Raw genomic sequence first — 24,412 nt, forward strand, 5'->3', positions numbered from 1 at the left:
ACCGGGTGGTTAATTCTGCCTACGATGAACCGGTGAGACGGATTCTTGTGACAGGCGGTGCCGGGTTCATCGGCTCCAACTTCGTGCACCACCTCGTGGCCAACACCGATGCGTACGTGACGGTGCTCGACAAGCTGACCTATGCCTCTTCTGAGGCGTCGCTCGCCGGGCTCCCGGAGGACCGGGTGAAGCTGGTGGTCGGCGACATCGCCGACGCCGCGGTGGTCGAGCCGCTGGTCGCGGAGTCGGACGCGGTGGTGCATTACGCGGCCGAGTCGCACAACGACAACTCGCTCTCCGACCCGGCTCCGTTCGTCCAGACCAACATCGTCGGCACCTTCGTGCTCCTCGAGGCCGTCCGTCGCCACGATGTGCGGTTCCACCACGTCTCCACCGACGAGGTCTACGGCGACCTCGACCTCGACGACCCCAAGCGGTTCACCGAGGACACGCCCTACCAGCCGTCCTCGCCCTACTCGGCCACCAAGGCCGGCTCCGACCACCTCGTCCGCGCCTGGGTGCGCTCCTTCGGCGTGCGCGCGACGATCTCCAACTGCTCCAACAACTACGGCCCCTGGCAGCACGTCGAGAAGTTCATCCCGCGTCAGATCACCGAGGTGATCGAGGGCCGCCGGCCGCGCGTCTACGGCGACGGGCTCAACGTCCGCGACTGGATCCACACCGACGACCACTCCTCGGCCGTCTGGACGATCCTGGAGAAGGGCCGGATCGGGCAGACCTACCTGATCGGCGCCGACGGCGAGAAGTCCAACGTCGACGTCGTCCGCGCCATCTTGCGCCACTTCGGCAAGCCCGAGGACGACATCGAGTGGGTCACCGACCGCGCCGGCCACGACCGTCGCTACGCCATCGAGTCCGGCAAGCTGCGCAGCGAGCTCGGCTGGGAGCCGAAGTACCAGGACTTCGACAAGGGTCTGGCTGCGACGATCGCCTGGTACCAGGAGAACGAGGCCTGGTGGTCGCCGCTCAAGCACGAGACCGAAGCCAAGTACGCCGCGAAGGGGCAGTGAATGTCCGACCTCGCCGTTGAGCAGACGCCGATCCCGGGTCTGCTGGTCGTCCATCTGCCCGTGCACGGAGACGCCCGCGGCTGGTTCAAGGAGAACTGGCAGCGCGAGAAGATGATCGCGCTCGGGCTGCCCGACTTCGGGCCGGTGCAGAACAACATGTCGTTCAACGCCTCCCGCGGTGCGACCCGTGGCATCCACACCGAGCCGTGGGACAAGTTCGTCTCGGTGGCGTGCGGTCGGGTCTTCGCGGCGTGGGTCGACATGCGCGAGGGTTCGTCGTTCGGGACGACCTTCTCGGTCGAGATCGGTCCGGAGACCGCGGTCTTCGTGCCGCGTGGGGTCGGCAACTCCTATCAGGCGCTGGAGGACCGCACCGTCTACTCCTACCTGGTCAACGACCACTGGCGTCCGGGGCACGCCTACCCGGCGCTCCATCTGGGGGACGAGACGGCGGCGATCCGGTGGCCGATCCCGCTGGACTCCGACGAAGCCGAGATCTCCGAGAAGGACCGGGCCAACCCGCGTCTGGCCGAGATCACCCCGATGAAGCCGAAGAAGACACTCGTCATCGGGGCCAACGGCCAGCTCGGCCGCGCGTTGACCGCGGTCTTCCCGGAGGCCGACGCGGTCGACCTCGACGAGCTGGACATCTCCGACGAAAAGGCGGTCGCGGCCTGGCCGTGGGCCGACTACCAGCTCATCCTCAACGCCGCCGCCTACACCGCCGTCGACGTCGCCGAGACCCCCGACGGCCGGCGCACCGCCTGGGCGGCCAACGCGACCGCTCCGGCGCTGCTCGCCCGGGTCGCGACCGAGCACCGGCTGACCCTGGTCCACTACTCGACCGAGTACGTCTTCGACGGCACCGCCACCGAGCACACCGAGGACGAGCCCGTCTCGCCGCTCGGCGTCTACGCCCAGTCCAAGGCGGCCGGCGACATCGCCGTCGCCGGCACCCCGCGCCACTACATCCTGCGTACCTCCTGGGTCGTCGGCGACGGCAAGAACTTCGTACGCACCATGGCGGCTCTCGCCGAGAAGGGCGTCTCGCCCACCGTGGTCGACGACCAGATCGGCCGGCTCACCTTCACCGACACGCTCGCCGCGGCCACCGCTCACCTGCTGCGGTCCGGGGCTGCGTACGGGGTCTACAACTGCACCAACGCCGGCGAGCCGTGCTCGTGGCGCGACATCGCCGCCGAGGTGTTCTCGCTGTCCGGGCGTGACGCGGCCGACGTGGGTGCGACCTCGACCGAGGCCTACTTCGCCGGCAAGGACGGCGTCGCCCCGCGGCCGCTCAACTCGGTGATGTCCCTCGACAAGCTCACCGCCACCGGCTTCGAGCCCGAGGACCACCTCGACGCCCTGCGCCGCTACCTGAAGGCCTGACCGCCGACTCGGCGCATCTGTCCCGTCACAACACGCCGACTCGGCGCATCTGTCCCGACGTGCGAGGCAGACGCGCCGACTCGATGACGTGTGGTGAGACAGACGCGCCGACTCGGCGGGGCTACTTCTCGACGCGCTCCGGGAGCCGCCAGGCGGCGGCGTTGTTGTCGAAGGGCGCCAGGCCGCGCGACTGCCGGATGAAGCCCCACAGGAGCGGGCCGAGGAGCAGCATCGCGCCACCGAGGAGCAGCAGGAAGGTGGCGTCGGCGCCGAGCATCTTGGCGCCGGAGAGCGTCAGCATGATGACGATGCCGCGCCGGATGACCGACTGGGAGACCCAGCGCGCCATCCGGGAGCCGAGGAAGGTGCCGGGGGTGCCGCCGAGGATGAGCGGGATCAGCACCGCCCAGTCGACGCCGTGGTTGATCACCTGGCCGATCGCGGCGGCGAGCACGAGCGGCACCGCCTGGAGCAGGTCGGTGCCGACGAGCTTGACCGCCGAGAGCGTCGGGTAGACCAGCAGCAGCGCGATCATGATGACCGAGCCGGAGCCGACCGAGGTGATGCCGACCAGGAGGCCGCCGAGCGCGCCGATGACGACGGTGAGAAGGGGCTTCAGGCGGGGATCTTCCTCGGGAGCCTCGTTGCCGCCGGTGACCAGACGCAGCTGCAGGTACATCCGGAACATGTAGGACGCCGCCGCGAACAGCAGGGCCCCGCCGAGGACGAGCTTGAGGAAGTGGTCGGTGTCGCCGGGCGCCAGCTTGTGGACGAAGGTGCCCAGGAACGCGCACGGCACCGAGCCGATGATCAGGTAGGTCGCCAGCCGGATGTTGGGCGAGCCGTGGCGCCAGTGCACCGCGGCGCCGACCGACTTGTTGACCGAGGCGGCGACAAGGTCGTTGGCGACCGCGGTCGTCGGGGGCACCCCGAGGAAGATCAGCGCCGGCGTCATCAGGGCGCCACCGCCCATGCCGGTCAGCCCGACGACGATGCCGATGCCGAAGCTGACCACGAGCACGCTGAACGCGTCTTGGGTGAGGAGGTCGGCAAACACGGGGCAACTCTCACATAGTCTCGCCCCCATGCCAGCACCCGTGCCGTTCGCCGAGATCGTCCGCTCCGACTTCGTCGAGGGACACCACTACGGATCCGCCGTCTCCCTGGCGGCCGACGGCAGCGTGGGGTGGTCGATCGGCGACGTCGACTCCCCGATACTCCCGCGCTCCTCGAACAAACCGGTGCAGGCCCTCGCGATGGTGATCCTCGGCCTCGACCTGCCGCCCGACCTGCTCGCCCTCGCCTGCGCCTCCCACTCGGGTGAGGCGTTCCACCAGGAAGGCGTACGCCGCATTCTCGCCACCGTCGGCCTCGACGAGTCCGCGCTCGGCAACATCGAGGACTACCCGTTCGGCGTGGAGGCGCGGGAGGAGGCGCTCCGTCGCGGCGAGGCGAAGAGCCGCCTGGCGATGAACTGCTCCGGCAAGCACGCCGCGATGCTCGCCACCTGCGTCGCCGCCGGCTGGCCGATCGAGGACTACCTGGACCCCAAGCACCCCCTCCAGGAGGGGATCCAGGAGGTGCTCGAGGCGTGCACCGGCGAGGCTGCGTACGTCACGGTCGACGGTTGCGGCGCACCGGCGCTGACGACGTCGCTGACCGGGCTCGCGCGGGCGTTCTCGACCATCGCCTCGGCGGTCGACGGGCCGGGCGCGCGGGTCGCCGAGGCGATGCGGTCCCACCCGGAGTACGTCTCGGGCACCACCCGCGACGAGGTGGCGCTGCACAGGGCCGTACCGGGGCTGATCGGCAAGCTGGGTGCCGAGGCGGTCTATGCGGTCGCGCTGCCCGACGGTCGTGCCTGGGCGCTGAAGGCCGACGACGGTGGCGACCGGGCGCGTGCGGTCGTGATGGCCGCCGCCCTGCTGCGCGACGGGGTCGGTGACCTGGACGGGGTCGACGCCGACGCCCTGCGCGCGACGGGGGTCGCGCCGGTCCTCGGCGGCGGCCGCCCGGTGGGGGAGATCCGGGCGCTGCTGTGAGTTGCTAGCGGCCTGCTAGCGAGGCCGCGGCACATGTTTCCAGCGCGTTTCCGCCGGTTGACGCAGCAACTAGTGGGTGATGTGTGTCACTTCGGTTGCTCAGGGCTTGTGTTTGCTAGCAATTGTTAGCACACTGGAGCCATGGTCAAGAGCAAGGTCACGAGTGCGGTCGGCACGCTCGGCGAGTATCTGAAGGAACAGAGGATCTCTGCCGAGATGTCTCTGCGTCAGCTCGCCGACCAAGCAGGCGTGTCCAACCCCTACCTCAGCCAGATCGAGCGTGGTCTGCGCAAGCCATCGGCTGAGGTCCTCCAGCAGATCGCCAAGGCGCTGCGGATCTCGGCGGAGCAGGTCTACGTCCGTGCCGGGATCCTCAGCCCTGACTCCAACGTCGGAGGGTCCGTGGAGCTCGCGGTCCTCGCCGACCCGAGTCTGACCGAGCGGCAGAAGCACTCGCTGCTCGACGTCTACCACTCGTTCCTTGCTCTCAACAGTCGTGTCACCGACGATGCGCCGGCCGCCGATGAAACCGACGAAGCACCCCATCACGAGGAGAACCCAGATGCCCACGCTGCCCAAGATTGAGACCACCAAGCCGCTCAACGCCGTCGCCGGTGTTGCCGACCTCGCCTACGAGACCGTCAAGGACTTCGCCACCGACCTGCAGAAGAAGGTCGACGGCTACCGCTCCGAGGCGACCACCAAGCTGACCGACGCCCGCGCCAAGGCGACCGAGAAGGCCACCGCCTACCGCACCCAGGCGACCGAGAAGGCGACCGCCGCCAAGTCGACCGTGACCGGCTTCGACCCGAAGACCCTCCCGGCCCTGGCCAAGGAGCAGTACACCGTCCTTCCCGAGAAGCTGAAGACCACCGTCAAGGCCAAGCTCGACGAGACCACCGGCTCCGCCACCGGCACCTACGACAAGCTCGCCACCCGCGGTGAGACCTTCGTCGCGAAGTTCAAGAAGTCCGAGGCCGTCGAGGCCCCGGTGGAGGCCCCCAAGGCCGAGGCACCCGAGGCCGAGGCCCCGAAGGCCGAGGCCGCTCCGGCCGAGAAGCCGGCTCCCGCCAAGAAGGCTCCGGCCAAGAAGACGGCTGCCAAGAAGGCCTGATCCTGGCTCTGAAAGCCCGACGGCTCACCGAGGTGACTCGGTGAGCCGTCGCTGATTTCGTGGAGTTCCGCGAAGGGAGTGGGTGCTGACCGAGTTATCTCGGTGAGCATCCGGCCCGAGGTCAGCTCGGGTAGTCGGCCCCAGCCGCCTGACGGGCCTCCCAGGCCGTGGCGACCATGGAGCGCAGGTCGTGGCGCATCTCCCACTCGAGGTCGCGCCGGGCGAGCTCGCCGGTGGCGACGATGCGGGCGGGGTCGCCGGCACGGCGCGGCTTGATCACCGGCTCGAAGTCGATGCCGGTCACCTCGCGGATGGCGTCCATGATCTGTCGCACCGAGGAGCCGTCGCCGGAGCCCAGGTTGTAGACGGCCTCCAGATCCGCACCCGAGGCGAGCCGCTTGGCGGCCACGACGTGGGAGTGGGCGAGGTCGGCGACGTGCACGTAGTCGCGTACGCAGGTGCCGTCGGGGGTCGGGTAGTCGTCACCGTTGATCTGCGGCGTCTTGCCCTTGGCCAGCGCGTCGAAGACGAGCGGGAAGAGGTTGTGGGGGCTGGTGTCGTAGAGGTCCTTGCTGCCGGAGCCGACGACGTTGAAGTAGCGCAGCGACGTGTGCGCGAGCCCCTCGGCACGCGCCACGTCGGCGATCAACCACTCGCCGATCAGCTTCGACTCGCCGTAGGGGCTCTCCGGGTTGGTCGGCGTGGTCTCGGTGACCAGGTCGACGTCGGGGGTGCCGAAGGTCGCGGCGGAGGAGGAGAAGACCAGCTTGTCGACACCGGTCGCCACCATCGCCTCGAGGAGGTTGGCGGTGCCGGTCACGTTCTGGGCGTACGTGTGCAGCGGCCGCTGCACCGAGACCCCTGCGTACTTGTAGCCGGCGAGGTGGATGACGCCCTCGACCCCGTTGTCGGTGATCGCCTGCTCGATCGCCGCCTTGTCCAGCAGCGTCGCCTCGACGAACGTGACGTTGTCGGGCACGAACTTCGCGAACCCGGAGGACAGGTCGTCGAGGACGACCGGCTCCATGCCTGCGTCGAGCAGCGCCTGCACGACATGCGATCCGATGTAGCCCGCGCCTCCGGTAACCAACCAACTCATGCGAAGAAGATAGCGGCAGGTCCCAGCGCCTAACGTTGGCAGGGTGATCCTGCTGCACGGTGACGGTGACCCGACGACCCCCGAAGGCCTGCGGGCCATCTACACGCCTCCCCGCCTGCCGTGGCTGCGGGTCAACATGGTCAGCTCCCTGGACGGCGCGGCGACCGGCTCCGACGGCCGGTCCGGCACGGTCAACAACGCCGTCGACGTCGACGTCTTCCACGTGCTGCGCGAGCTCGCCGACGTGGTCCTGGTCGGGGCGGGGACAGCCGTCGCCGAGACCTACACGGCCAAGGGCACGCCGATCGTCGTCGTCTCCCGTCGTGGCCGGGTGCCCGACGCCCTCCGCGCATGCGATCCCGGCGCGGTTCGGCTCGCTACGGTCGCGGAGGCACCCGGCCTGGACGCCGCGCGCGACGAGATCGGCGAGGAGAACGTCTACGTCGTCGGCACCTCCGAGGTCGACCTGTCCGCCCTCCGCACCCGCCTGCACGAGGAGGGTCTGAGTCACGTGCTCTGCGAGGGCGGGCCGAGCCTCCTCGGCTCGCTGCTCGAGGCGGGGCTGGTCGACGAGCTCTGCCACACGATCACGCCCAAGCTGCTCGGCGGCGACGGCAGGCGGATCGTGACCGGGCCGCCCACGGACGTACCGGTGTCCCTCGCGTCCCTCATCGAGCAGGACGGCACACTGCTCGGACGCTGGCTGCTCTGACTGCTGAGGTGCCCTACGCTCGGTTCCCGTGAGCGAGGACTTGGTAGTGGAGCGACGCCCCGGCGTCGTGCAGGTGACCTTCAACCGGCCGCAGAAGCACAACGCCTTCACCGCGGAGATGTACGGTGCGCTGCACGAGCTGTGCGACGAGCTCGCGCGGGACGAGTCGGTGAAGGTGCTGGTGCTGACCGGCACGGGTGGGCGGGCGTTCGCCGCCGGCAACGAGATCTCCGACTTCCTCTCCCGCGACGCCGTGGACTACGAGGACTGGATCCGCTCGCTGCTCGAGAAGCTCTTCGCCCTCCCGCAGGTCACCATCGCCGCGGTCGACGGGGTCTGCGTCGGTGGCGGGCTCGCGGTCGCGACCCACTGCGACCTGCGGGTCGCGACGCCACACTCGCGCTTCGGCTACCCGATCGCGAAGACGCTCGGCAACGCGCTCGCGGCCTCCATCGTCTACCGCGCGGCAGCGGTCTTCGGCGAGCCGATCGTGCGGGAGATGCTCCTCGCCGCCCGGCTGATCAACGCCGACCGTGCCTACGCCACCGGGGCGCTCACCGCCGTCACGGACTCGCTGGCCGAGGAGGTCGACGCGATGGTCGAGGGCATCCTGGCGCTCTCCGGCGTCACCGTCCGGGCCACCAAGAGCCAGCTCGCTGCGTACGCCGCCCGCACCGAGGCCTCGCCGGAAGGCGACGAGGACCTGCTGCGCGAGGTCTACACCGGCGCGGACTTCAAGGAGGGCGTGCGCGCGTTCCTGGCCAAGGAGAAGCCAGCTTTCCGCTAGGCCTAACTCCGTTGACGGCTGGGTCGGGGCGGCCGACGATGGCGTATGCCCTCCGAGCAGACGTACGCCGAGACCGACCAGTTCCGCCGAGCGCTGATCACGCAGAGCGATCTCAGTGGTCTGGAGATCCGGGACTGCTGGTTCGAGGAGCGGCTGAAGATCGTCGACTGCTGGGGTCGCGACGTCTATCTCGGCGGCGACTTCGGGCGGGTCGTGGTCAACGACGTCGACGTGACGGCGTACGTCCAGTCCGAGCTCGACCGCGTCCACCCGTCACGCCGGCTCGCGCGCGAGGCGGAGACGGCCGACGAGATCCGCTCGGTCTGGAATCTGCTCGAGACGGAGTGGGCAGCGACGATCGAGCGGGTCCGGGCGATGCCCGAGGACAAGCGGCGCGAGCGCGTCGACGACGAGTGGTCGTTCGTGGAGACGCTGCGACACCTGCTCTTCGCCAGTGACAAGTGGTTCGGCAACTGTGTGCTCGAGGAGGACTCGCCCTACCATCCGCTCGGCTACGGTCCGGCGGGGTCTGACGAAGGCACCGGGATCGACACCAGCGTCGAGGCGGGCTTCGACGAGGTGCTGGCGGCCCGGGCCGCGCGGATGGCGACGATCCGTGGCTACGTCGCGGGTGTCACCGACGAGGATCTCGACCGGCTCTGCCGACGGCGCCCGGTCGGCGGCTACACCGACGCGGAGTTCTCCGTACGTCGCTGCCTCAAGGTCGTCCTGAACGAGGAGGCCGAGCACCACCGCTATGCCGTACGTGACCTGGCGGTTCTCACCTCGCGCGACTGAGGCCGTCGCCCCCGCCGTTGGTGACCGTTTGGTTCGGTGTGCTTAGGCTCGGACCGTGATCGCCGAAGCGCTTGCGCTTGCTGCCGAGGAGCCCGCCGGGCTCCTACCGGCGCGACAGCAGATGGCCTTCTCGCTCGGGTGGCACATCATCCTGGCCTGCTTCGGCGTCGCCTTCCCGAGCATGATCTTCGTCGTCCACCTCCTCGGCCTCCGTGGCAACGAGGTGGCGCTCACCCTGGCGAAACGGTGGGCGAAGGTCTCCGCGGTGCTCTTCGCGATCGGCGCGGTCTCCGGCACCGTGCTCAGCTTCGAGATGGGGCTGCTCTGGCCGGGGCTGATGGAGAAGTTCGGCGACGTCCTCGGGTTGCCGTTCGCGTTCGAGGGGCTCTCGTTCTTCACCGAGGCGATCTTCCTCGGCCTCTACCTCTACGGCTGGGGACGGATGTCGCCGCGCCTGCACCTGCTCTGCCTGCTTCCGATGGCCGCCGCCGGGATCTTCGGCACCTTCTGCGTGATCTCGGTCAACGCCTGGATGAACATGCCCACCGGCTTCCGGATCGACGCCGCGGGCAACGTTGTCGACGTCGAACCGTGGAAGGCGATGTTCAACCAGGGCGCGCTGCTGCAGTTCCTGCACATGTGGCTGGCCGCGTTCATGGTGGCGGGCTTCGTGGTCGCGGCGGTCTACGCCGCCGGTGCCCTGCGCGGACGGCGCGACCGCCATCACCGGCTCGGCTTCACGGTGCCGTTCGTCTTCGCCTCGGTGGCGGCCGTGCTCCAGCCCGTCGTCGGCCACGTCCTCGGCATCCGCCTCGGCGAGACGCAGCCGGCGAAGCTGGCCGCCTTCGAGCTCGCCGAGACCACCGAGCAGCCGGCGCCGCTGCGCCTGGGCGGGCTGATGATCGACGGCGAACCGCGCTACTTCATCGAGATCCCCAACTGGGGCTCCTTCATCGCCCGCGGCAGCTTCGACCTGCCCGTGCGCGGGCTCGACACCTTCCCGGCCTCCGACGTCCCGCCGGTCAACATCACCCATCTCGCGTTCCAGACGATGATCGGCATCGGATCGCTGCTGATGCTGGCCGTCATCGGCTACTGGCTGCTGCGCTGGCGTGGTCGCGACCTGCTCGAGACCCGATGGTTCTGCTGGTTCGCCGTCGCCGCCGGGCCGCTGGCCGTGGTCGCGCTCGAGTCCGGCTGGGTCGCCACCGAGGTCGGGCGCCAGCCGTGGGTCGTCTACGACATCATGCGCACCATCGACGCCGCCGGTGACAACCCGGGTCTGTGGTGGGTCTTCGGCACGATGCTGGTGGTCTACACGTTGTTGACGATCGGTGCCGTCCTGGTGCTGCGCTCGATGGCGCGGCGGTGGCGTGAGGCCGGCGAGGACCTGCCGAGCCCGTACGGCCCGGCGATCTCGGAGGACGGCCGCCGATGAGTCTGGAGGTGGCCGTCGCGGCGGCGCTGTTCGTCGGGGTCCTGGCGTACGCGCTGTTCGGCGGAGCCGACTTCGGGTCCGGCTTCTTCGACCTCACGGCCGGTGGGGCGCGGCGGGGTGCGGAGCTCCGCACGCTGATCGACCACAGCATCGGGCCGGTGTGGGAGGTGAACCACGTGTGGCTGATCTACTGCCTGGTGGTGTGGTGGACCGGGTTCCCGGAGTCGTTCGCCGCAGTGATGACGACCTTGATCGTGCCGTTGCTGCTGGCGCTGCTCGGCATCGTGCTCCGTGGTGCCTCGTTCGCGTTCCGGAAGTACTCCGCGACGCTGTCCCAGGCCCGCACCTTCGGTGTCGTCTTCGCGACCTCCTCGATCATCACGCCGTTCTTCCTGGGGACCGTCGCCGGGGCGATCGCCTCCGGCCGGGTGCCTGCCGACGGCTACGGCGACCGCTGGTCGTCCTGGCTGAACCCGACCTCGGTCTTCGGCGGGATCATCGCGGTCGGCACCTGCGCCTTCCTGGCCGGCGTGTTCCTCTGCGCCGACGCCGTACGTGGCGGAAAGCCCGCCCTGGCCTCGGCTCTCCGGGTGCGGACGCTGGGGGTCGGGCTGGCCACCGGACTGGTCGTCTTCATCGCGCTGATCCCGATCGAGATCGATGCGCCCACGCTGGCCGACGGGCTGGAGCGACAGGCCGCGCCGCTGATCATCTGCTCGTTCCTGGCCGGGGTGGCCACCTTGTGGCTGCTCTGGAAGAGTCGCTTCGCCCTCGCCCGGCTGCCGGCCCTGATCGCGGTCGCCACCGTGATCTCCGGCTGGGGAGTCGGGCAGTATCCGTGGCTCCTGGTCGACGAGGTCCGTCTCGCCGATGCGGGCGGGGCCGAGGCGACCCTGCAGGCGCTGCTGGTCGCCGTCGCGATCGCCGGGATCGTGGTGGTTCCTCCGCTGGCTCTGCTGTTCCGGCTCACTCAGACCGAGCGGTGGAGCAGGTGATCCCCGACGACAATATTCAGGCGCCGTACGCCTGGGCCGACCCTACGATGTCGCCGTGGCGGTCTTCGGTTGGTTCGTTCTGACTCTGGTGTTCATCGACGAGCTGCTGGCGATGGCCGCCTTCGGGGTGTGGGGCTGGCAGCACGAACCGAGGTGGCTGCTGGTCTGGCTGCTGCCGGTGGCGGCCATGGTCGCCTGGGGCCTGTTCGCCTCGCCCAAGGCGACGCGGAGCGGGCCGGTGATCCGGCCGGTGGTGAAGGTGATCGTCTTCGGGCTCGCCTCGCTGGCGCTCCTCGACGCCGGTCATCCGGGATGGGCGCTCGCCCTGCTGGTCTTCTCGGTCGTCGTCAACGGCCTGGCCCAGCTGCCGGCGATCAGCCGGCTGCCCACCGATGGGCCTCGACGAGACTCGGTCCGTACCAGGTGATCAGCCGGCCGCTGACCAGCTCGGTCGGCGTCCGCGTGAAGGCCTCCGGGCCGTCCTCGGCGGTGAAGACGTACGGCTCGTCGGGGAGCAGCACCGCATCGGCTCCGGCGGCGTCGATCTCGGCCAGGTCGAGATGGGGGTAGCGGTCATCGTGCTGACCGAAGACGTTCTCCCACCCCAGCCGCCGCAGCAGGTCGCCGGTGAACGTCCGTGACCCGACGACCATCCACGGGTCGCGCCAGATCGGCACCGCGACCCGGCGGCTGACCCGGGGGAGCGGCCCGCACCACAGCCGGCGGGCCTCCGTGAGCCAGTCCGGGCGGTCCCAGCCGAGCGCGTCGTCGAAGAGCCGCTCGTAGGTCGTCACCGCCGCCGGGACGGTCTCGATCTCGGTGACCTCGACCCGGATGCCGGCCTCGCGGAGGCGGCGGACGTCGAGCTCGCGGTTCTCCTCCTTGTTGGCGATCACCAGGTCCGGCTCGAGGTCACGGATCACGGCGAGGTTCGGGTTCTTGGTGCCGCGGACGCGGGTCACCTCGAGCTCGGCCGGATGGGTGCACCAGTCCGTGGCGCCGACGACCGCGTCGGGGCGTACCGACGCCAGCGCCTCGGTGATCGAAGGGACGAGACTGACGATCCGCACAGGTTCCGACGACTCCCTTCGCATGCCGAGATGCCGAGCGTACGTCATCGCCTGCGGCGGGCTCCGCGCGTCGGGTCCAGGAATGGACGGCCCCCTCCCGTAGTTTCGAATATCAGAGGGATATTCGGATTGTCCGACCCTGAGGAGGAGATCATGTCGACCGTGGCAGAGCAGATCGTGGCCACACTTGCGGCTAGCGGCGTACGCCGCGTCTATGGCGTCCCCGGTGACTCGCTCAACGGGATCACCGACGCCCTGCGCAAGGACGGGCGCATCGCCTGGGTGCACGTCAGGCACGAGGAGGCGGGAGCGTTCGCCGCGGCCGCCGATGCCGCGACGACCGGAGAGCTCGCCGTCGTGGTCGGCAGCGCCGGCCCCGGCAACCTCCACCTGATCAACGGTCTCTACGACGCCAACCGCTCACGCGTGCCCGTGCTCGCGATCGCCGCCCACATCCCCACCGCCGAGATCGGCACCGGCTACTTCCAGGAGACCCACCCGCAGGAGCTCTACCGGGAGTCCTCGGTCTACTCCGAGTATGTCGCGCACCCGAGCCAGATGCCGCACGTCCTCGAGGTCGCCATGCGTACGGCCATCGAGAAGCAGGGCGTCGCGGTGGTCGCGATCCCGGGCGATGTCGCCCTGGCGAAGTCGCCCGTCGAGCGCGCCTCGGTCATCCGCCCGACGACCTCGCACGTGCTTCCCGCGGAGTCCGAGATCAGCCGGGCGGCCGACCTGCTCAACGCCGGGCGGCGAGTCACCATCCTCGCCGGCGCCGGCACCGCCGGCGCGCACGACGAGGTGGTGGCCCTGGCCGACAGGCTGGGCGCCCCGATCGTGCACGCGCTGCGCGGCAAGGAGTTCATCGAGTACGACAACCCGTTCGACGTCGGGATGACCGGGCTGCTCGGCTTCGCCTCGGGCTACCGGGCCATGGAGCGCGCCGACACCCTGCTCATGCTGGGCACCGACTTCCCCTACCGGCAGTTCTATCCCAAGCACGCCACCACCATCCAGGTCGACGTACGCGGCGAGCAGCTCGGGCGCCGCCACCCGGTCGACCTCGGTCTGGTGGGAACGGTGAAGGACACCGCCGAGGCCCTCCTCCCGCTGCTCACGCGCAAGAGCGACCGCCACCACCTAGAGGAGTCGACCGAGCACTACCGCGAGACGCGGACCAAGCTCGACGAGCTCGCGACGCCTTCCAAGCGCAACGCCCCGATCCATCCGCAGTACCTGGCCCGCCTGATCAACGAGGCCGCCGACGACGATGCCATCTTCATCCCCGACGTCGGCTCGCCCGTGGTGTGGGCGGCCCGCTACCTCTCGATGAACGGTCGCCGCCGGCTGATCGGGTCGTTCACCCACGGCTCGATGGCCAACGCGCTCCCGCACGCGATCGGTGCGCAGGCGGCCCACCCGGATCGCCAGGTCGTCGCCCTCGCGGGCGACGGCGGGCTCACCATGCTGATGGGTGAGCTGATCACCCTCACCCAGAACAAGCTGCCGGTGAAGCTGGTGGTGTTCAACAACTCCTCGCTCAACTTCGTGGAGCTGGAGATGAAGGCGGCCGGGTTCGTGAACTACGGCACCGACCTGGTCAACCCCGATTTCGCGCAGGTCGCCCAGGCCATGGGCATCTATGCCCGCCGCGTCGAGCGCTCGGAGGACCTCCCCGAGGCGATCGCGGACATCTTGGCCCACGACGGTCCGGCGCTCCTCGACGTCGTCACCGAGCGGCAGGAGCTGTCGATGCCGCCGACCGTCACCGCGGAGCAGGTCAAGGGCTTCACCCTGTACGCCCTGCGGACCGTCCTGTCCGGACGCGGCGACGAGCTGATCGACCTCGCCAGGGCGAACGCGCGTCAGCTGTTCTGAGCGACGTCCCGCTCGGCGAGGGCCCGCTCGAGGATGTCGGCCGTGTGCCGGTAGTGCTGCGCGAGCGCGCGCACGGCCCGGTCCGCATCCCGGGCGAGGGTCGCCTCCAGGATCTCGCGGTGCTCCCCGGCGACGTCTCGGTCGGGCTCGTGGACCTGTGACCAGCGCCGGTAGAACTCGCCGGCGTCGCGCAGCGTCGTGGCCATGCCCAGCAGCCAGGGATTGCCGGCGCCGTCGAGCAGAGCGCCGTGGAAGCCGCTGTGGGCCACCTCCCACTCGTCGGAGACGCGCGGGGGAGCGTCGGCGGTGAGCATCGGCGTACGTTCCATCCGGTGGTGGGCCGCCACCACCTCGGACTCCCAGTTCATGTCACCGCGCTCGATGGCATAGCGGAGCGCGAGCGACTCGATGTCGATGCGAGCACTGGTCAGGTGGCGCAGGTCCTCGACGCTCACCTGCCGCACCCGGAAGCCGATCCGGGGCTCGGACTCCACCAGTCCCTGCTCGGTGAGCCGGGAGAGGGTCTCGCGGATGACGCTCACGCTGGCGCCGTACGTCTCGCACAGCGGCGTCGACTTCAGCCGCTCCCCAGGCGCATAGACGCCGCCGAGCAGGTCGGCGCGAACGCGGGCGTAGACCTCCTCGGTGCTGGCCCGTGGTCGAGTCGTCATGCGAGCACCCTAGCACAATGCGAATATCCAGAGATTTTCGAATATCTCTTGTTTCCTCGAACATCTGTGGTCAGACTGTGATGACAGTCACCTGTGGCCGAAAGGGGTTTGGACATGGCCGAGGCAATGACGGACGAGGCACGCAGAGCCCTCGCCCTGGAGTACCTGAAGCGGCTCGACCGCGGCGAGGACTTCTTCGAGCTCTTCGATGAGCACATCCAGCTGTACTTCCCGAAGATCGGGATCGTCGACGGGATCGACGCGGTCCGGGAGGCGTTCGCCAAGGTCGGATCGCTGCTCGGTGGGATCAAGCACGACTACGCGTACTTCAACTACGTGGTCGTCGGCGACACCGTCGTCGTCGAGGGCACCTCGGCGGGGACCACCGCCGACGGCACCGCGTTCCGTGCGGGCGTGACGCATGCGGGTCGCTGGTGCGACGTGATGGAGATCCGCGACGGCCGGATCCACCGGCTGTTCGTCTACCTCGATCCGGACTACGCCGGCGCCGATACGGAGCGCTATCCCTGGCTGGTCGAAGCGGAGCCCGAGACGATGGGATCGGTGGCGTCATGACGTACGACATCACCACCGACGTCCTGGTCGTCGGTGCCGGACCTGCGGGCCTGAGCATGGCGGCCCTGCTGGCGGCGTACGGCGTCGATGCGGTCACCGTGACGAAGTACGCCGGCACCGCGCACTCGCCGCGCGCCCACATCACCAACCAGCGCACCATGGAGGTCTTCCGCGACCTCGGCCTGGAGGAGGCGGTCCGCGAGGTCGCCACCCCCAACTCGCTGATGGGCAACAACGTCTGGGCGACCAGCTTCGCCGACCCGGAGATCGCCCGCCTGCTCACCTGGGGCAGCGGGCCCGAGCGCCGCACCGACTACGACCTGGCCAGTCCCAGTGCGATGTGCAACGTTCCCCAGCACATCCTCGAGCCGGTGCTGCGGACCGGTGCCGAGCGGCTCGGCGCCGACCTGCGCTTCTCGACCGAGCTGGTCGAGGTGAGCCAGGACGAGGAGGGCGTGACCGCCGTGGTCCGCCACCGCGAGAGCGGCCGGACGGAGACCATCCGGGCGAAGTACGTGGTCGGTGCCGACGGCGGGCGCTCGACCGTCGCCGAGCAGCTCGGTTTCGTGATGGAGGGCGAGGCCGGGCTGGGTGCGGCCGCCAACGTGTGGCTCGAGGCCGACCTCACCGACTACACCGCCTACCGTCCCGGCACCCTCTACTGGATGTGCCAGCCCGGCAACGACTACTGGGTCGGCTCGGGCACCTGGATCTGCGTGAAGCCGTGGACGGAGTGGGTCCTGCTCTTCATGTACGACCCCGCCGAGGGCGAGCCCGACCTCTCCGAGGAAGCCGTCGTCGCCCGCGCCCGGACCACGATCGGCGACCCCGACGTCGACATCAGGATCAAGGCGACCAGCCTGTGGCAGATCAACCACCTGGTCGCCGAGCGCTACCGGATCGGTCGCGCCTTCCTCGCCGGCGACGCCGCGCACCGTCACCCGCCCGCCAACGGGCTGGGCACCAACACCTCGGTGCAGGACGCGTACAACCTGGCCTGGAAGCTGGCCATGGTGCTCCGCGGCGACGCCGGCGAGGAGCTGCTCACCAGCTATCACGACGAGCGGCAGCCGGTGGGCCGGCAGGTCGTCGACCGCGCGCTCAAGAGCGTGCAGGACATGCTGCCGATCTCGCAGGCGCTCGGCTTCGAGCCGGGCCAGAGCGCCGAGGAGGGCCAGCGGGCGCTGGACGGACTGCGCGCCCCCGGCCCGGTGGGGGAGCAGCGGCGCCGGCAGCTCGCCGATGCCGTACGCCTGCAGAACTATCAGTTCAACGCCCACGGCGTGGAGCTCGACCAGCGGTACGCCTCCGGTGCCGTCCTCGATGACGGCACGCCGTGGCCGGCCCCTGATCGCGACCCCGAGCTCTACCACCACCCGACCACCCACCCGGGGGCTCGGCTGCCGCACGCCTGGGTCGAGAAGGACCGCGTCCTGCTCTCGACCCTCGACCTCGCCGGCCACGGCGAGTTCACGCTGCTCACCGGGGTCGGTGGCGAGCCCTGGGCCGACGCCGCCGGCAAGGTCGCTGCCGACCTCGGCCTCCGGATCAGCGTCAAGCCCATCGGCACCGGCTGCGAGTACGCCGACCCCACCGGGGACTGGGCGGCTCGGCGCGAGGTCGGCGACGCCGGCGCCATCCTGGTCCGCCCCGACCAGCACATCGCCTGGCGGGCCCACGACCTCACCGACGACCCCGCCGCCGATCTCGAACGCGCCCTCCGCACCGTCCTCGACCGCCACTGACCCTCTCCACGAAGGAATCATCATGAAGCTCGCCAACCTGGACGGCCGCGCCGTCCTGATCACCACCGCCGGTCCCGACGATGCCGAGCCGCGAGCCGTCGACGTCCACAAGGCCAGCGACGGCCGGTTCGGCCCGGACCCGGCCGGCCTCTACGCCGACTGGTCGGCCTTCTTCGACTGGGCCCTGAGCGCTCAGACGGACGACGCGGACGACGCCATCGGGTTCGATGTCGCCGAGCTCGGTGCGCCGTCACCGGCGCCGCGCCAGATCTTCGCGGTCGGCCTCAACTACACCGCGCACGCCGCCGAGTCCGGCTTCGAGGCCCCCACCGGGCTTCCGCCGGTCTTCCCGAAGTTCGTCAGCAGCCTGACCGGGCCGGTCACCGAGGTGGTGCTTCCCGAGGGCGGCAACACCGACTGGGAGGTCGAGCTGGTGGCGGTCATCGGGCGCACCGCCACCAACGTGTCCGAGGCCGACGCCTGGGACCACGTCGCCGGCGTCACCGTCGGCCAGGACATCTCCGAGCGGGTCACCCAGCTCCGCGGTCCGGCGCCGCAGTTCGGCCTCGGCAAGTCCTTCCCCGGCTTCTCGCCGACCGGGCCATGGCTCGTCACCGCCGACGAGCTGCCCGACCGGGACGACCTCGAGCTGCGCTGCGACCTGGACGGCGAGAACGTCCAGATCGGCCGCACCGGCAACCTGATCGTGTCGGTCCCACGGCTGATCGCGGAGCTGTCGAAGGTCGTCACGCTCTACCCCGGCGACCTGATCTTCACCGGCACGCCCGACGGCGTCGGCCTCGGGCGTGACCCGCAGCGCTTCATCGAGGCGGGGCAGACCCTGGTGAGTACGATCGAAGGCATCGGCGAGCTGCGTCAGACCTTCGTGGCGGCGCCGAACGGGGGTGAACCGCGATGAGTCTGCACCGCCTCAGCCATGTCACCATAGGCGTCCCCGACGTCGCCGCGACCACGTCCTACTACACCGACTTCGGGCTCCGGGTCAGCGGCGAGGCGACGCTGGCCACCCGGGACGGCGGCGACCAGCTCCAGCTCGTGCGGGCACCGTTCCGCCGGCTCGTCGAGCTGGGGGTCGCCGCCGACGACCCCGACGACCTCGCCCGGATCGCCGCGTCCCTGCAGCGACTCGGCCACCCGGCGTCCCTGGAGGGCGACGCGCTGGTGACCACCGAGCCGGTCAGCGGCTTCGCCGTCCGGGTACGCGTCCTGCCCCGGTTGCGGCAGGAGCCGCAACCGGCCACTCCCTACAACGGGCCCGGCCGGGTCGAGCGGCGCGGGCGGGCGCCCGGGGTGCTGCGTACCGAACCGGTGCGGCCGCGGCGCCTGGGCCACGCGGTGGCCGGCACGACCGACCTCGCCACGACGATGCGGTTCTTCGTCGACGGGCTGGGTTTCAAGGTCTCCGACCACATCGGGGACAAGGGCGCGTTCATGCGCTGCTCGACCGACCATCACAACTTCCTGGCACTGCAGTCGCCGGTCAACTACCTGCACCACACCAGCTGGCAGGTCGACGACATCGACGACGTCGGCCGCGGGGCGCACGCCATGCTCGAGGGCGCTCCCGAGCGCCACGTGTGGGGGCTCGGCCGCCACCACGCCGGCTCGAACTTCTTCTGGTACCTCAAGGACCCGGCCGGCAACTTCTCCGAGTACTTCTCCGACATGGACTGCATCCCCGAGGACGAGATCTGGGCGCCCGAGGTCCTCGAGGGAGCCAAGGGCCTGTTCAGCTGGGGACCACCGCCCCCGCCGTCGTTCCTCGAGCCCGAGGACCTCGCGGCCTTGATGACCGGAGCCCACAGCAAGGGATGACGTACGACGGGGGTGGTTGCCTCAGACGTTGCGCCGGTACTGACCCCCGACCTCGAAGAACGCCTCGGTGACCTGACCGAGCGAGCAGACCCGGGCGGCGTCCATGAGGGCGGCGAAGATGTTCTCGTCGGAGGTCGCGGCCTGCTTGAGCCGGGCGATGGCGGCTTGGGCCTCGGTCGCGTGGGCCGCCTGGAAGGCGTGGACGCGGTCGAGCTGGGACTTCTTCTCGGTCTCGGTGGCGCGGGCGAGCTCGACGGGGCCGGCGGGGGTGCCGTTGGTGTCGCGGACGAAGGTGTTGACCCCGACGATGGGCAGGGTGCCGTCGTGCTTGCGGTGCTCGTAGAGCATGGACTCGTCTTGGATCTTGCCGCGCTGGTAGCCGGTCTCCATGGCGCCGAGGACGCCGCCGCGTTCGGAGATCCGGTCGAACTCCTTCAGGACGGCTTCTTCGACGAGGTCGGTGAGCTCGTCGATGATGAAGGAGCCTTGGAGTGGGTTCTCGTTGAACGCGAGGCCCCATTCGCGGTTGATGATCAGCTGGATCGCCAGTGCGCGGCGGACGGATTCTTCGGAGGGGGTGGTGACGGCTTCGTCGAAGGCGTTGGTGTGTAGTGACTGGGCGTTGTCGTAGATCGCGATCAACGCTTGCAGGGTGGTGCGGATGTCGTTGAAGTCCATCTCCTGGGCGTGCAGGGACCGGCCGCTGGTTTGGATGTGGTACTTCAGCTTCTGGGAGCGCTCGGAGGCGCCGTAGCGTTCCCGCATGGCGATGGCCCAGATCCGGCGGGCGACGCGGCCGATGACGGAGTATTCGGGGTCCATGCCGTTGGAGAAGAAGAAGGACAGGTTGGGGGCGAAGTCGTCGATCGACATGCCGCGGGCGAGGTAGGACTCGACGTAGGTGAACCCGTTGGCGAGGGTGAAGGCGAGCTGGGAGATGGGGTTGGCTCCGGCTTCGGCGATGTGGTAGCCGGAGATCGAGACGGAGTAGAAGTTGCGGACGCTGTTCTGGATGAACCATTCCTGGATGTCGGCCATGCAGCGCAGGGAGAACTCGGTGGAGAACAGGCAGGTGTTCTGGCCCTGGTCCTCCTTGAGGATGTCGGCCTGCACCGTGCCACGCACCGTCTGCAGTGCCTTCGCCGGGTCGACGCCGCGCTCGCGGGCCTGATCGATCACGGTGTTGAGGAAGAACGCCAGGATCGTCGGCGCCGGCCCGTTGATCGTCATCGACACCGAGGTCGTCGGGGCGAGCAGGTCGAAGCCGTCGTAGAGCGCCTTCATGTCGTCGAGCGTCGCGACCGAGACGCCCGAGGTGCCGACCTTGCCGTAGATGTCGGGGCGGAGGTCGGGGTCGCGGCCGTAGAGGGTGACCGAGTCGAACGCGGTGGAGAGCCGGGTGGCGGGCTGGCCCTCGGAGAGCAGCTTGAAGCGACGGTTGGTGCGGAACGGGTCGCCCTCGCCGGCGAACATCCGGGCGGGGTCCTCGTTGGCGCGCTTGTAGGGGAAGACGCCCGCCGTGAACGGGAAGAACCCGGGCAGGTTCTCGTTGCGAAGGAACCGGGTCAGCTCACCGCGGTCGGTGTAGCCCGGGGTGGCCACGCGCGGGATGTAGTTGCCGGCCAGCGAGGTCCGGCCGCTGTCATCGGCGGCGTACGTCTCCTTGGTCTTCTGCCACGAGTCCAGCTGCGTGCGGAGGTCCTCGGGGAGCTCGGAGGCCGGGAGCTCGAGCTCGGGGTGGTCCGCGGAGATGATCTCGTACGCCTGCTCCTTGCGCGCCGCGGCGATGAGCTCGACGGTGCGCGCGTGGTAGTCGCGTACGTCGCCGGCGATCTCGGCCAGGTAGCGGACGCGCTTCTCGGGGATGATCGGGTGCAGGCCCGTCGAGTGGCGGGTCGAGACGCGGGGCAGCGTGCCCTCGCTCAGCGCGAGGCCGGCCTCGCCGAGAAGACCCTTGATGTGCTGGTAGAGCGCGGTGACGCCGTCGTCGTCGAAGGCTGCGGCGGAGGTGCCGAAGACCGGCATGTCCTCGGGCGAGGAGGTGAAGGCCTCCCGGTTGCGGACGAGCTGGCGGGAGACGTCGCGCAGCGCGTCCTCGGCCCCACGCCGCTCGAACTTGTTGATCGCCACGACGTCGGCGAAGTCGAGCATGTCGATCTTCTCGAGCTGCGAGGCGGCACCGAACTCGGGCGTCATCACGTAGAGCGAGACGTCGACGAAGTCGCTGATCCCGGTGTCGCCCTGGCCGATGCCGGGCGTCTCGACGATGACCAGGTCGACGGCGGACTTCATCACCGCGAGCACCTCGGCGAAGCGTTCGGGCACCTCGTGACCGCCGCGCGTGGCGAGGGAGCGGTAGAACGTGGTCGAGCCGCCGTCGTGCATCGCGGCCAGCGAGTTCATCCGGATCCGGTCGCCCAGCAGCGCGCCGCCACCGCGCCGCCGGGTCGGGTCGATGGCGAGGACGCCGATGCGGATCTTGTCCTCCTGGTCGTTGCGCAGCCGCCGGACCAGCTCGTCGGTGAGGGAGGACTTGCCGGACCCGCCGGTGCCGGTGATGCCGAGCACGACCGCCTGGTCGGCCTCCCGCAGTCGGGCGAGGAAGTCCTCGGGCAGCCGGCCCTGCTCGGCACCGGTGATCGCGCGCCCGATGGCGAGGCCGTAGCCGGCGACCACGCCGTCGGGCGTGATCGGGAAGGTGGGCCACAGGTCGCGGTCGATGTCGCGTACGACCGAGTTGATCATCCCGGGGAGGCCCAGTCGCTGGCCGTCCTCGGGGGAGAAGATCTTGACGCCGGAGTTGGCCAGCCGCTCGATCTCGTAGGGGACGATGACGCCGCCGCCCCCGCCCACGACCTTGACGTGGCCGGCGCCGCGTTCCTTGAGCGCGCTGACCAGATACTCGAAGAACTCCACGTGGCCGCCCTGGTAGGAGGAGACCGCGACGCAGTGGGCGTCCTCCTGGACGGCGGCGTCGGCGATCTCGGTCACCGAGCGGTTGTGGCCGAGGTGGATCACCTCGCATCCCTGGGCCTGGAAGATTCGGCGCATGATGTTGATCGCCGCGTCGTGGCCGTCGAAGAGGCTGCTCGCGGTCACGATCCGCACGTGGTTCTGGGGGATGTGGAGGTCGGACATGGGCGGTGCTCCCAGGGGAATAGTTGGACGTCCAAGTATTTCCAGGATAGGTCGTGGATCACATACTCGCCAGTACGCGCGTACGTCTGGGCCCACGGCCTCACGTCGCGGCGTGCTCGGCCACCAGTTCCAGCGCGCGGGAGATGGCCTCCGGAGTCGTGCTGTGGATGCGGTCGTCGCGGCGCAGGTGGTCGGCGACCCCGAGGCGGGCCAGGATCTCGGCGTGCTCGGGAGAGATGCCCGAGATCATGACGACCTTGCCCCGTCGCTCGAGACGGGAGATGACCTCGTCCAAGACCTTCGCGCCGGTCGCGTCGATCGTGGTCACGCGGGACATCCTCAGCACCACGACTCGCACATCGGCGACCTCGGAGAGCTCGAGCAGGAAGCGGTGGGCGGCGGCGAAGAAGAGCGGTCCGTCGAAGCGGTAGACGACGATGTGCTTCTTCAGCAGCTCGTGCTCCTCCTCCGAGTGCATCCCACGGGCCGGCCCGAACGGCTCGACCCGCTCGATGACCGCACTCCGGGCGACCTGCCGCAGGGCGTACAGGATGGAGACCAGCAGCCCCGCGATCACCGCGTCGACGAGATCGAAGACGACCGTGACGACGAAGGTGAGCACCAGGACGACCGCGTCGCCGCGGGTCGAGCGCAGCAGGGCGAGGACCGAGGCGACCTCGATCATGCGTACGCAGGTGGCCAGCAGCACGCCGGCGAGCGCCGCGAGCGGGATGTGCGAGACCAGACCGGCCAGCGCGCTCACGATCACCAGCAGGACCACCGCATGAGTGACAGCGGCCAGCTTGGAGCGCGCCCCGGCACGCACGTTGACGGCGGTGCGCGCGATCGCCGCCGTCGCGGGTACGCCGCCGAAGAACGGCACCGCGAGGTTGGCCAGCCCCTGGCCGATGAGCTCGCGGTCGGGATCGTGGGACTCGTCCACGGTCATCGAGTCGGCCACGGTCGCGCACAGCAGACTCTCCAGGGCAGACAGCGCGGCAACCGCCGCGGCCGCGGGGACCAGGGCGGTCAGCCCGGAGAGCGACACGAATCCAGCGCTCGGCGCGGGCAGGCCCGGCGGCAACTCGCCGATCCCTTCGACGGGTGACCACAGCCCGGCCACGGTGGCCAGCACGATCGCGACCAGAGACCACGGCACCGCCGGACGCCACCGCTGCGCGGCGAGGATGAACGCCGCCACCAGCACCGCCATCACCACGGGTGCCCACTGTGGCTGTCCGAGCCAGCGACGGACCACGTCGAGAGCGACCTGCCAGGTGTGCTCGAACTCGCCGCCGTCGATCCCGAACATCGCCGGCACCTGCTGCAGCCCGATCACCACGGCGATCCCCACCGTGAATCCCTCGATCACCGGTATCGGCAGGTAGCGCACCAGCTTCCCGAGACCGAGCCCGGCGGCGATCAGCAGCATGATCCCCGCCAGCAGTCCGACCATCAGCACCCCGTCGCGGCCGAAGTCGTGGATGATCGGCACCAGCACGACCGTCATCGCCCCGGTCGGCCCGGAGACCTGCAGGTTCGAGCCGCCGAACACGGCCGCGACGATGCCTGCGACCACGGCCGTCACGATCCCGGCCGACGCTCCCATCCCGGAGGACACCCCGAACGCGAGCGCCAGCGGCAGTGCCACCACGGCGACCGTGACCCCGGCGACCAGGTCTCTCCTCGGATCCCGTCTGACCGCCTGCCAGTCCTCCCGGCCCGGCAGCAGGGCGACGCCGCGATCTCTCAGCCCCGCGAGCGACACCGACGACACGTCGACCACCTAGCCGTCCTCCGGGATCTGATCGGGATCGAACGGTGTGGTGTGGTGGCGCAGGATGCTCTGGTCCAGCGGGAGCGCGACGTGACGACGGATCCGCTTCCCGGTCGAGTCGGTCAGATAGAGCCACACGACGCCCGGAACGGCGGATCGGATCAGGCGCACCCGGCACCGACGCAGCGGTGTTCCCGGGATGGTGATGACATCGCCGATCTCGATCCGACCGGCGCTCACGTTGGCCACTAGGTGCTCCTGAAGGTCGAGTGGCGAAATGAATCCAAGACATGAAGATATCTTCAAGTCATGTATC

23 protein-coding genes are annotated in these 24,412 nt (G+C 69.7%); 16 read left to right on the top strand and 7 right to left on the bottom strand.

Going from position 1 to position 24,412, the window contains the following annotated elements; all coding sequences use genetic code 11:
• Positions 1-32 precede the first annotated feature (32 nt).
• Together rfbB and HD557_RS02585 are read left to right on the top strand one after the other, a co-directional pair.
• Positions 33-1,031, top strand: a complete 999-nt coding sequence (gene rfbB / locus HD557_RS02580) for a dTDP-glucose 4,6-dehydratase (protein ID WP_196872719.1) — start codon at positions 33-35, stop codon at positions 1,029-1,031.
• Positions 1,032-2,420 carry a sugar nucleotide-binding protein gene (locus HD557_RS02585; RefSeq protein ID WP_196872720.1) on the top strand — a complete coding sequence of 463 codons (1,389 nt, stop codon included), beginning with the start codon at positions 1,032-1,034 and terminating at the stop codon, positions 2,418-2,420.
• A gap of 121 nt (positions 2,421-2,541) precedes the next feature.
• Here HD557_RS02585 and HD557_RS02590 read toward each other — a convergent pair whose 3' ends face one another.
• A complete protein-coding gene (locus HD557_RS02590; protein WP_008360702.1) occupies positions 2,542-3,477 on the bottom strand; it encodes a sulfite exporter TauE/SafE family protein in 936 nt (311 codons plus the stop codon).
• A 28-nt stretch (positions 3,478-3,505) separates the two neighbouring features.
• Between HD557_RS02590 and HD557_RS02595 the strand changes: the two genes are divergently transcribed.
• The 3 genes from HD557_RS02595 (at position 3,506) to HD557_RS02605 (ending at position 5,576) form a co-directional block, all read left to right on the top strand.
• Complete coding sequence (locus HD557_RS02595; RefSeq protein WP_040755936.1) at positions 3,506-4,462, top strand: asparaginase; 957 nt, start codon at positions 3,506-3,508, stop codon at positions 4,460-4,462.
• Positions 4,463-4,603: 141 nt separating this feature from the next.
• Positions 4,604-5,047, top strand: a complete 444-nt coding sequence (locus HD557_RS02600; protein WP_008360704.1) for a helix-turn-helix domain-containing protein — start codon at positions 4,604-4,606, stop codon at positions 5,045-5,047.
• Positions 5,025-5,576: a hypothetical protein gene (locus tag HD557_RS02605; RefSeq protein WP_008360705.1), complete on the top strand. Its 552-nt coding sequence runs from the start codon at positions 5,025-5,027 to the stop codon at positions 5,574-5,576. Before HD557_RS02600 ends, HD557_RS02605 begins: the two co-directional genes overlap by 23 nt.
• A 121-nt stretch (positions 5,577-5,697) precedes the next feature.
• On the opposite strand, the gene galE is transcribed toward HD557_RS02605, so the two are convergent.
• Positions 5,698-6,675 (bottom strand): UDP-glucose 4-epimerase GalE, encoded by a 978-nt coding sequence (galE, locus tag HD557_RS02610; protein WP_008360706.1) that lies wholly within the window; start codon positions 6,673-6,675, stop codon positions 5,698-5,700.
• A gap of 43 nt (positions 6,676-6,718) precedes the next feature.
• On the opposite strand from galE, the gene HD557_RS02615 reads away from it, so the two are divergent.
• The 6 genes from HD557_RS02615 to HD557_RS02640 are packed head-to-tail and all read left to right on the top strand — an operon-like array spanning position 6,719 to position 11,832.
• Entirely contained in the window at positions 6,719-7,387 is a 669-nt protein-coding gene (locus tag HD557_RS02615) for a dihydrofolate reductase family protein (RefSeq protein WP_196872722.1), read from the top strand.
• Positions 7,388-7,415: 28 nt separating this feature from the next.
• Positions 7,416-8,174, top strand: a complete 759-nt coding sequence (locus HD557_RS02620) for an enoyl-CoA hydratase-related protein (protein ID WP_196872723.1) — start codon at positions 7,416-7,418, stop codon at positions 8,172-8,174.
• Positions 8,175-8,219: 45 nt separating this feature from the next.
• A complete protein-coding gene (locus HD557_RS02625) occupies positions 8,220-8,972 on the top strand; it encodes a DinB family protein (RefSeq protein ID WP_196872724.1) in 753 nt (250 codons plus the stop codon).
• Between the two features lie 55 nt (positions 8,973-9,027).
• The gene (locus HD557_RS02630) at positions 9,028-10,410 is read left to right on the top strand and encodes a cytochrome ubiquinol oxidase subunit I (protein WP_196872725.1); all 1,383 of its coding nucleotides are present in this window, start codon (positions 9,028-9,030) and stop codon (positions 10,408-10,410) included.
• Entirely contained in the window at positions 10,407-11,405 is a 999-nt protein-coding gene (locus HD557_RS02635) for a cytochrome d ubiquinol oxidase subunit II (protein ID WP_196872726.1), read from the top strand. Before HD557_RS02630 ends, HD557_RS02635 begins: the two co-directional genes overlap by 4 nt.
• A gap of 55 nt (positions 11,406-11,460) precedes the next feature.
• Positions 11,461-11,832 carry a YrdB family protein gene (locus tag HD557_RS02640; RefSeq protein WP_196872727.1) on the top strand — a complete coding sequence of 124 codons (372 nt, stop codon included), beginning with the start codon at positions 11,461-11,463 and terminating at the stop codon, positions 11,830-11,832.
• Here the strand turns inward: HD557_RS02640 and HD557_RS02645 are convergent.
• Positions 11,780-12,499: a helical backbone metal receptor gene (locus HD557_RS02645; protein WP_196872728.1), complete on the bottom strand. Its 720-nt coding sequence runs from the start codon at positions 12,497-12,499 to the stop codon at positions 11,780-11,782. The genes HD557_RS02640 and HD557_RS02645 overlap by 53 nt on opposite strands.
• A 129-nt stretch (positions 12,500-12,628) precedes the next feature.
• On the opposite strand from HD557_RS02645, the gene poxB reads away from it, so the two are divergent.
• Positions 12,629-14,353: a ubiquinone-dependent pyruvate dehydrogenase gene (gene poxB / locus HD557_RS02650; RefSeq protein ID WP_196872729.1), complete on the top strand. Its 1,725-nt coding sequence runs from the start codon at positions 12,629-12,631 to the stop codon at positions 14,351-14,353.
• On the opposite strand, the gene HD557_RS02655 is transcribed toward poxB, so the two are convergent.
• On the bottom strand, positions 14,341-15,024 hold the full coding sequence (locus HD557_RS02655; RefSeq protein WP_008360719.1) for a GntR family transcriptional regulator: 684 nt from the start codon (positions 15,022-15,024) through the stop codon (positions 14,341-14,343). The two genes, poxB and HD557_RS02655, sit on opposite strands and share 13 nt — an antisense overlap.
• Before the next feature lie 114 nt (positions 15,025-15,138).
• Here HD557_RS02655 and HD557_RS02660 point away from each other — a divergent pair, with 114 nt between their 5' ends.
• The 4 genes from HD557_RS02660 to HD557_RS02675 are packed head-to-tail and all read left to right on the top strand — an operon-like array spanning position 15,139 to position 19,181.
• On the top strand, positions 15,139-15,600 hold the full coding sequence (locus HD557_RS02660; protein WP_231380153.1) for a nuclear transport factor 2 family protein: 462 nt from the start codon (positions 15,139-15,141) through the stop codon (positions 15,598-15,600).
• Entirely contained in the window at positions 15,597-17,345 is a 1,749-nt protein-coding gene (locus HD557_RS02665) for an FAD-dependent oxidoreductase (protein ID WP_196872730.1), read from the top strand. The genes HD557_RS02660 and HD557_RS02665 overlap by 4 nt, the downstream gene beginning before the upstream one ends.
• A gap of 22 nt (positions 17,346-17,367) precedes the next feature.
• Positions 17,368-18,264: a fumarylacetoacetate hydrolase family protein gene (locus tag HD557_RS02670; RefSeq protein ID WP_196872731.1), complete on the top strand. Its 897-nt coding sequence runs from the start codon at positions 17,368-17,370 to the stop codon at positions 18,262-18,264.
• On the top strand, positions 18,261-19,181 hold the full coding sequence (locus HD557_RS02675; protein ID WP_196872732.1) for a VOC family protein: 921 nt from the start codon (positions 18,261-18,263) through the stop codon (positions 19,179-19,181). Before HD557_RS02670 ends, HD557_RS02675 begins: the two co-directional genes overlap by 4 nt.
• Positions 19,182-19,202: 21 nt before the next feature.
• Here HD557_RS02675 and icmF read toward each other — a convergent pair whose 3' ends face one another.
• The 3 genes from icmF to HD557_RS02690 all read right to left on the bottom strand — a co-directional run bounded on the left by icmF (position 19,203) and on the right by HD557_RS02690 (position 24,345).
• Entirely contained in the window at positions 19,203-22,319 is a 3,117-nt protein-coding gene (gene icmF / locus HD557_RS02680) for a fused isobutyryl-CoA mutase/GTPase IcmF (RefSeq protein ID WP_196872733.1), read from the bottom strand.
• Between the two features lie 100 nt (positions 22,320-22,419).
• A complete protein-coding gene (locus HD557_RS02685) occupies positions 22,420-24,105 on the bottom strand; it encodes a SulP family inorganic anion transporter (protein ID WP_008360730.1) in 1,686 nt (561 codons plus the stop codon).
• On the bottom strand, positions 24,106-24,345 hold the full coding sequence (locus HD557_RS02690; RefSeq protein ID WP_040755950.1) for a hypothetical protein: 240 nt from the start codon (positions 24,343-24,345) through the stop codon (positions 24,106-24,108).
• Positions 24,346-24,412 lie beyond the last annotated feature (67 nt).

It is taken from the genome of Nocardioides luteus (genome assembly GCF_015752315.1).
Lineage (GTDB): Bacteria > Actinomycetota > Actinomycetes > Propionibacteriales > Nocardioidaceae > Nocardioides.